The organism is Bradyrhizobium sp. MI1.3 (assembly GCF_055811695.1).
In genome coordinates, this window is sequence record NZ_JBVVPQ010000011.1 from 163610 (window position 1) to 170758 (window position 7149).

Here is a 7149-nt window from a genome sequence, read left to right on the forward strand (position 1 = left end):
CGACAACCACAACAAAAGGGAGAGCGACGTGACGCGACCGTTCGAGGGCGTGAAGATCCTGGACTTCACGCAAGTGCTGGCAGGCCCCTATGCGAGCTACCAGCTCGCGCTCCTGGGCGCCGACGTCATCAAGGTCGAGCGGCGCGAGGGCGAGGACATGCGCCGCACGCCGCTCAGCCGCGAATGGGCCGAGCGCGGGCTGGCGCCGGCGTTCCAGGCCATCAACGGCAACAAGCGGAGCCTGACGCTCGATCTGCAAAAGCCCGATGCGATCGCGATCGTGAAGAAGCTCGCCGCGCAGGTCGACGTGGTCATGGAGAATTTCCGCCCCGGTGTGATGGACAAGCTCGGCATCGGCTATGAGGCGCTGTCCGCAATCAATCCAAAACTGATCTACTGCGCGGTGTCAGGCTTCGGCCAGACCGGTCCGGATCGGCTGCGCCCCGGCTATGACGGCAAGATGCAGGCGCTGTCCGGCATCATGGCGATCACGGGTCATCCGGAGACTGGGCCAACTCGTGCGGGCTTTGCGGTGTGCGACGTGCTGTCGGGCGCCACGGCTGCCTTTGGCGTGTCGAGCGCGCTGTACCAGCGCGATCGCACCGGCAAGGGCCAACTCATTGACGTCTCCATGCTGGAGGCGACGATGGCATTCCTGTCGGGACAGATCGCGGACTGGTCGGTCGCCGGCCATCGCCAGCAGCTGTCGGGCAATCAGGCCGTCAGCCGCAGGACCACTGCGAATTTGTTTAGATGCGGCGACGGTCACATCCTGCTCGCCGTCAACAACGAGAAGCAATATCGCGCGCTGATGTCTGCGCTCGGCCGCGAGGATACGCTGTCCGATCCGCGCTTCGCCGACTGGTTCGCCCGCAACGAAAACGAACCGGCCCTGCGCGCCATCATCGAAGCGGCGCTCGCGGCCAGGCCGGCGCGCGAATGGGAGACAATCCTGGAGGATGCCGGCGCGCCCTGCGCCAGCATCTGGAAAGTCGAAGAGGTGATCGACCATCCGCAGATCAAGGCGCGCGGCGCAATCCAAGAGCTCGATACGCCCTACGGTCGCCTGCGCTTCGCCGGCAGCGGCTTCAAGCTCGCGCATGGCGGCGGCAGGCTCGACCGCATGGCGCCGGAGCTCGGTGCGGATACGGACGCGGTGCTGGGCGAGCTGGGATTTGACGCGGCGGAGATCGCGGGACTACGGGCGAAAGACATTGTGTAGGGCTGCCGCAAACTCCGCTGCCGTAGGGTGGGCAAAGGCGCAACGCGCCGTGCCCACCACCTATCCGCTTCTTCGGTGCGCAATGGTGGGCACGCTTCGCTTTGCCCACCCTACGGCGCCAGTGTTCAGAACAACGACCCCTGCCCGTCATCCGCCGAGCCGGCCGCGGCCTTCCGCACCGCCCGCTTCGGTTTCGCGGCCTCTAGCTCCGCTTCCATCTCCTCCGCGCTGATCGGAAGGAGCAACTGGTCGTCGTCGTTGGCGACGCGGTTGACGCGGGTGGAGACCGGGTGCCAGGCGAATTCGCCGATTTGCGGCGCGGTCATCAGCGGCAACACGGCATCGACGTCATCGCTGCTTCTGTCGAGCCAGCGCTCGAAATCGCGCGGGCTGATGGTGACGGGCACGCGGTCATGCAGCGTGGCGAGATCCTCGCCTGCCGCCGCCGTGACGATCGCGACCGTGTCGAGCTCCTCGCCGTTCGGCCCAACCCAGGTCTCGAACAATGCGGCAAAGCCGAGCGGCGCGCCGTCGGCGCGATGGATGAAGAAGGGCTGCTTGCGGCCATCCTCCGTCTTCCATTCGTAATAGCCGTCGGCCGGAATCAGGCCGCGGCGCCGGCGAATCGCGCGTTTGAAGGCGGGCTTCTCCAGCACCGTCTCGGAACGCGCATTGATCAGGAGCGTAAACCCGCGGGGATCCTTGACCCAGCCCGGCAGCAGTCCCCAGCGCATCAGGCGAAAATGACGCGCGCCGTTCTCGGCCAGCACGACCGGAATCGGTTGTGTCGGGGCCACATTGAACCGGGGCGGGAAGTTCGGCTGCTCAATGTAGCCGAACAGTTGCCGCAAAGCCGCGGGGGCCGAAGTTATGACGAAGCGTCCACACATCCTCGATGGCCTATATAGGGTCCGTTCAGGTCCTTTTAACCCCGAACGTTAACACTGCGGCAGATGAGCTCAACGGTCTCCCAGCCGGCGCGAATGCATGGACAGACGGCGCCAGAGGCCGCGGCCTGGGCCGAGCGGCTGCGCGTGGCCAACATCAACCCGCGGACCGGGCTTGCCACCGACTATCTCAACCATTTCAATGAAGCCGTGATGCTGCTGGAAATGGTGCCCGACATGCCGGAATGCGCGGAAGATTTTCTGACCTGGTCGCCGCTGTCCTATGCCGAGCATTTCACCGCCTCGAATTTCAAGGCCCGGGATCTGGCGATCGAGGCCTACGAAAAGGCCGACCCGAACGTGCGCGCCCAGTTTGACCACCTCACGGACACCATGACCTCGATCCTGACCGCGGTCGGCTCGGCCATGCGCGAGGTCGAGAAGGACACGACCCGCGTTCGCCTCGCCGAGCAGGCCGCCCAGTGGGTCAGGCCGCTGATCGCGGCCTGCGGCGGCATTATCAATGGCGGCGCTGAAGCCGACGTCGACAATATCATGGCGAACTGAGCTCGAGCAGGTGAAGTCATGGCTGCGATCGTTCAGCCGACCCGTCCCCAGATCGCGGTCAGTGCCGCGATTTTTCGTGACGGCAAGGTGCTTCTGACCCGTCGTGCACGCTCGCCGGCAAAGGGGTTCTATTCGCTGCCCGGCGGCCGGGTCGAGTTCGGCGAATCGCTGCACCAGGCGCTGGCGCGCGAGATCGACGAGGAGACCGGGCTCGATATCGACATCATTGGCCTCGCGGGCTGGCGCGAAGTGCTGCCGGCCGCGGCCGGCGCCGGCCACTACCTGATCATGTCCTTTGCCGCCCGCTGGGTGGCCCGGGAGCCGGTTCTCAACGACGAGCTCGACGACTTCCGCTGGATCGCCCCGCAGGCCCTGGCGAGCCTTGGCGACCTCAAGCTGACCGGCGGGCTGGAAGAGGTCATCCAGTCCGCCGCGCGCCTGATCGAGGCATAGGCAGCACAGCGAACTCCGCCGCACCTCTCCCGCTTGCTTGCGGGAGAGGTCGACGCGCGAGAGCGCGGCGGGTGAGGCCTTTTTCCTCTTGGGGGTGCTCGCCTGCGGAGATACCCTCTCCCCGACCCTCCCCCGCAAGCGGGGGAGGGAGCGCACCGCTCGCGCGGCCCGGCGCCTTGCGTCTGTCGCCCCGAGGAGGCATACACCCGGCCGATGTCGATGCGATTTCTGGCCATTTTTGCCCTGATTCTCGCCTGCGCCTCGGTGCCCACGAGGGCTCAGGACGGGGCAGCGCCGTTTGACGGCGATTTGCAGCGGCTGGCGGAGATCCTCGGCGGGCTGCACTATCTGCGCGGCATCTGCGGGTCCAACGAGGGCAACAAATGGCGCAGCGAGATGCAGGCGCTGATCGATGCCGAAACCCCCGCGGGCGAACGCCGCACCCGCATGATCGCCGGCTTCAACCGCGGCTATAACGGTTTTCAGCAGACCTACCGGAGCTGCACGCCGGCCGCGACGGTGGCGATCCGCCGCTACATCGAGGAAGGCGCGAAGATCTCGCGCGATCTCACGGCGCGTTACGCGAACTGAACTCTCCATTCGTCATTCCGGGGCGCGACGACGTCGCGAGCCCGGAATCCATTCTTCCACCGTCTCTGCGACCAGATGGATTCCGGGCTCGCGCTGCGCGCGCCCCGGAATGACAGCGGCGGGAACCCTGTCATCGACTTTGTACACAGCCGTTAACCGTTCCTAAAGAAGTGGCCTAGCGGGCGTTAACCCGCGTGCTACACCTCTCGCACAGCGCATCGCCGTGGATTGCGCCCCAGCCCTGACGAGTTTCATGAGCCATCCAGTGTCCTACGCCCCCGCACGCGCGCCGCTGCCCGATCACGAGCAGAAACAGGCCGCACTGAGCTATCTCAACGAGGCCTGGGCCGAAGCGCGCCATGACGGCGTCGACGGCGACTGCCTGGCGCAGGCGAGCCTGTTCGCGGCCCTTGCCGAGCTGGTCGGCACCTATGGCGAGGACGCGGTGGCGAAGTTCGTCGAAGGCTTTCCTGGCCGCATCCGCAACGGCGAATTCTCGGTCGACATCTCCCGACAGTAAGTCTTTCTTCAGGCAGTAAGCCTTGCCGAAAACGCCCCCGCCACGCGGGCGGGGCCAGTTTCCGCTGCCGTCGGGAATGCGCTCCCCAACCCGTTACGGCTCGATCTTAAGCGTCGCTTTCATGTTGGGATGATAGCGGCAGTAATAATCGACCGTGCCTGCCTTCTTGAGGACCAACGTCCCTGATTTTTTCGCCGGCAAGTTGACGTCGAAATCGCCGTTCCTGGCCGTCGCGGTGTGGGCGAACACGTCCTTGTTGATCCATTCAATGGTGTCGCCGACCTTCGCCGAAGCGTCTTTCGGCGACACTTCGAGGTTCTCCATCGTGATCTCTATGGTCGCGGCGTGCGCCGGGACGGCCAACGCCACGAGCAGGACCGCTGACGCGATCGCAGACAATCGTCCCGGCATCATCGCCTCCCTATTTCAGCTCCGCCGCGATGTGCTCGGCGTGCTGCTGATGGCCCTGGAAAATTTTCAGGCCGGTCTGCAGCAGGCTCTTCAGTTCGGCATTGCTGGCGGACGGAATGAGCTGGGTTTCCAGCGCGCCATTGACGGTTTTGTGGTAGGCGACCTCGTTTGCGACGTAGGCCTTGTCGAAGGCCGCACCCCTCAGCTTGTCCAATTCGGCGAGCTTCTCGCTCGCCTGCTTCGACAGCGCCTTGCTGGTGTCGTTGTCTTCAGGCGTGACGTTCAGCTTCTTGACCAGCGCGAGCGCCTGCTTGTTGACGGCCTCGTGGTCGCGCAGCATGTCGTCGGCAAACGCCTTCACGTCCTTGTTCTTGGCTTTCTTCTGCGCCTGCTTGGCTGCGTTGATGTCGATCACACCCGCGGTGTAGGCGATATGGGCGATCTGCGGATTGGTCAGCTTGTCGGCTGCTCTGGCGCCTTGCAGCAGCGCGGGGCTCGACAACAAAATTGCAGCGGCGATCGCCGTGGTCCAACGAACGAACATGGTTTGACACTCCTGTGGTGCCGGATGTTTTGCCGGCGCGTTGCTTCACAGGCGTTGGATGGAATTTTCGCGCGAACGTTCCCGAAAAATTCAGCCGCCGATGCCGAGCCGCTTCAGCACTGACACGGTCAGCCGCTCGCAGCGCCACCCGGCGAACGGGAACGCATCCATCACCACCGGACCGATCTCCTTCTCGACGTTCTCGCGCAACATGGTGCGCGCACGGTGCAGTCGCGTCTTCACGGTCTCGGGCTTGACGCCGAGCAGCTCGGCGGTCTCCTCGATGTTCATGCCTTCCATCACGCGTGCGACGAAGACCATGCGGAAGACATCCGGCAACTCATCGATGGCGCGCTCGACGACGCGCTGGATTTCACGTTGGGCCATGGTCCTTTCCGGATCGCCTGCGGGAGAAGCGGGAAATTTGATGATCTGCGCCTCGAGCGTCGCTTCGGGCACCGAGCCCAGCTCGACATGCGGCCTGGCGCCTCGCGTCCGGCCAAGCGCCTCGTTGATGGCGATGCGCGACAGCCATGTCGACAGACCGGACTCGCCGCGAAAACCGTCGAGATGGGTGAAGGCGCGGATATAGGTTTCCTGAACGACATCCTCGGCTTCGCTGTCGCTGCGCAGAATTCCGCGCGCCAGACGATAGAGCCTGCGATTGTTGGCCTGCATGATCTCGCGTAACGCGGCCTCGTCACGGCCCCGCGCCCGCTCGACCAGTTCGGCTTCCAATGTCCGGATTTCTGAAGTCTTAGCGCCGGCGGACAGGCCGGCTGCGGTCCGTGGCATGGCGGTCACCTGCTTGTTTGGCTTCGTTCCGGACATTGGATGCCGCCCCAAGGGAAAGGTTCCCAAGTTTCTGTCCTTCCCCTGGGGGAGAGACCAGGGAATGTCCTAATCCGTCTCGATCGGCAGCGCCGGATCCTTCGCCCACTCCCCCATCGAAGCATCGTACAGCGTCAGCTTGTCATAACCGAGCTGCGTCAGCAGCAGCAAATCGATCGTCGCCGAGATGCCGCCACCGCAATATAGGATGACATTCTTGTCGCAGGTGACGCCTGCCGCGGCGAATTTGGCTTCGGCATCGGCGAGCGTCGTCAGCGTCTTGTCGGCATTGGTGAGAACCGCCGCGGGAACGTTGACGCTGCCGGGAACCCGGCCGGGCCGCCCATAGCGGCTCGGCTCGAGGCCGCGATGAAACTGGGAACCGAGCGCGTTGACGATAACAGTCGCGGGATCGCCGAGCCGTGCCTTCACTGCATTCTTATCGACGAAGAAGCCTGCGCGCGGTATGGCCTTAAAGGTGGTGGCCGGATAGCCCTTCGGCGCGCCTGTCTCGACCGGCCGCCCCTCTTCCTTCCATTTGTCGAGGCCACCGTCGAGCACCCGCGCGTCAACGCCGAGCGAGCGCAGCATCCACCAGAACCGCGTCGACCACATCATGGTGCCGATGCTGTAGAGCACGACGGACTTGGACGCATCGAGGCCGTGGCGGCCGAAGGCGGTCTCCAGCTGGGCCACGTCAGGCATCATGAAGAATTGCTGCGCAGAGGCGTCGGAGAACTCGCCTTGCAGGTCGAGAAAATCGGCGCCTGGAATGTGGCCGGCCTCGAACGTCTTGTCGCCGGGCACGGCGCGATAGGGCACGTCGCTGCCCGGCGGCACCGGCTCGTTGTAGGTCGTGCAGTCGTAGAGGCGGAGATTGGGATCGCCGAGTATGGCGGCGAGTTGCTCGGTGGTGATGAGGGGTGTCGGTTGGGACGTTCATTCCTCCCTCGGCGTCGTCCTGGCGAAAGCCAGGACCCATTACCACAGGATCAAGTTGTGGCGCCCAAGTGTTGGCCACCAGTCTTCGCACAAGATGCAGTCGGGGTAATGGGTCCTGGCTTTCGCCAGGACGACGCCGGGAGTGCGGAACGCTTGTGCCGCTCCCTACTGTTTCAACGTC

10 protein-coding genes are annotated in these 7149 nt (G+C 64.6%); 5 read left to right on the top strand and 5 right to left on the bottom strand.

All coding sequences use genetic code 11. From position 1 onward, the window contains the following. Positions 1 to 28: 28 nt before the first annotated feature. Positions 29 to 1222, top strand: coding sequence for a CaiB/BaiF CoA transferase family protein (locus AC0L3A_RS11060; protein ID WP_354162012.1), 1194 nt, complete (start codon positions 29 to 31; stop codon positions 1220 to 1222). Between the two features lie 125 nt (positions 1223 to 1347). On the opposite strand, the gene AC0L3A_RS11065 is transcribed toward AC0L3A_RS11060, so the two are convergent. After that, positions 1348 to 2112, bottom strand: a complete 765-nt coding sequence (locus AC0L3A_RS11065) for an SOS response-associated peptidase (protein WP_007594888.1) — start codon at positions 2110 to 2112, stop codon at positions 1348 to 1350. Between the two features lie 63 nt (positions 2113 to 2175). Between AC0L3A_RS11065 and AC0L3A_RS11070 the strand changes: the two genes are divergently transcribed. The 4 genes from AC0L3A_RS11070 to AC0L3A_RS11085 all read left to right on the top strand — a co-directional run bounded on the left by AC0L3A_RS11070 (position 2176) and on the right by AC0L3A_RS11085 (position 4240). Next, positions 2176 to 2676 (top strand): hypothetical protein, encoded by a 501-nt coding sequence (locus tag AC0L3A_RS11070; protein ID WP_007594889.1) that lies wholly within the window; start codon positions 2176 to 2178, stop codon positions 2674 to 2676. Positions 2677 to 2694: 18 nt separating this feature from the next. Continuing rightward, positions 2695 to 3129 (top strand): NUDIX hydrolase, encoded by a 435-nt coding sequence (locus tag AC0L3A_RS11075; RefSeq protein ID WP_473254358.1) that lies wholly within the window; start codon positions 2695 to 2697, stop codon positions 3127 to 3129. Between the two features lie 213 nt (positions 3130 to 3342). Then, positions 3343 to 3720 carry a TIGR02301 family protein gene (locus tag AC0L3A_RS11080; protein WP_007594891.1) on the top strand — a complete coding sequence of 126 codons (378 nt, stop codon included), beginning with the start codon at positions 3343 to 3345 and terminating at the stop codon, positions 3718 to 3720. Between the two features lie 253 nt (positions 3721 to 3973). After that, positions 3974 to 4240: a hypothetical protein gene (locus tag AC0L3A_RS11085; RefSeq protein ID WP_007594892.1), complete on the top strand. Its 267-nt coding sequence runs from the start codon at positions 3974 to 3976 to the stop codon at positions 4238 to 4240. A gap of 93 nt (positions 4241 to 4333) precedes the next feature. On the opposite strand, the gene AC0L3A_RS11090 is transcribed toward AC0L3A_RS11085, so the two are convergent. The 4 genes from AC0L3A_RS11090 to AC0L3A_RS11105 form a co-directional block, all read right to left on the bottom strand. Beyond that, positions 4334 to 4651: a cupredoxin domain-containing protein gene (locus AC0L3A_RS11090; protein ID WP_007594893.1), complete on the bottom strand. Its 318-nt coding sequence runs from the start codon at positions 4649 to 4651 to the stop codon at positions 4334 to 4336. A 10-nt stretch (positions 4652 to 4661) separates the two neighbouring features. Then, positions 4662 to 5195 carry a DUF4142 domain-containing protein gene (locus AC0L3A_RS11095; protein ID WP_473254359.1) on the bottom strand — a complete coding sequence of 178 codons (534 nt, stop codon included), beginning with the start codon at positions 5193 to 5195 and terminating at the stop codon, positions 4662 to 4664. 90 nt (positions 5196 to 5285) lie between these two features. Next, entirely contained in the window at positions 5286 to 5990 is a 705-nt protein-coding gene (locus AC0L3A_RS11100) for an RNA polymerase sigma factor (RefSeq protein WP_007594895.1), read from the bottom strand. Positions 5991 to 6095: 105 nt separating this feature from the next. Further along, positions 6096 to 6944 carry a sulfurtransferase gene (locus AC0L3A_RS11105; RefSeq protein WP_035993269.1) on the bottom strand — a complete coding sequence of 283 codons (849 nt, stop codon included), beginning with the start codon at positions 6942 to 6944 and terminating at the stop codon, positions 6096 to 6098. Positions 6945 to 7149 lie beyond the last annotated feature (205 nt).

What these genes read in the sequence shown, in the direction of transcription:
- AC0L3A_RS11095 (WP_473254359.1), bottom strand. Translation starts at nt 5,195, where the DNA reads ATGTTCGTTCGTTGGACCACGGCGATCGCCGCTGCAATTTTGTTGTCG.
- AC0L3A_RS11080 (WP_007594891.1), top strand. Translation starts at nt 3,343, where the DNA reads ATGTCGATGCGATTTCTGGCCATTTTTGCCCTGATTCTCGCCTGCGCC.
- AC0L3A_RS11085 (WP_007594892.1), top strand. Translation starts at nt 3,974, where the DNA reads ATGAGCCATCCAGTGTCCTACGCCCCCGCACGCGCGCCGCTGCCCGAT.
- AC0L3A_RS11100 (WP_007594895.1), bottom strand. Translation starts at nt 5,990, where the DNA reads ATGCCACGGACCGCAGCCGGCCTGTCCGCCGGCGCTAAGACTTCAGAA.
- AC0L3A_RS11090 (WP_007594893.1), bottom strand. Translation starts at nt 4,651, where the DNA reads ATGCCGGGACGATTGTCTGCGATCGCGTCAGCGGTCCTGCTCGTGGCG.
- AC0L3A_RS11065 (WP_007594888.1), bottom strand. Translation starts at nt 2,112, where the DNA reads ATGTGTGGACGCTTCGTCATAACTTCGGCCCCCGCGGCTTTGCGGCAA.
- AC0L3A_RS11075 (WP_473254358.1), top strand. Translation starts at nt 2,695, where the DNA reads ATGGCTGCGATCGTTCAGCCGACCCGTCCCCAGATCGCGGTCAGTGCC.
- AC0L3A_RS11070 (WP_007594889.1), top strand. Translation starts at nt 2,176, where the DNA reads ATGAGCTCAACGGTCTCCCAGCCGGCGCGAATGCATGGACAGACGGCG.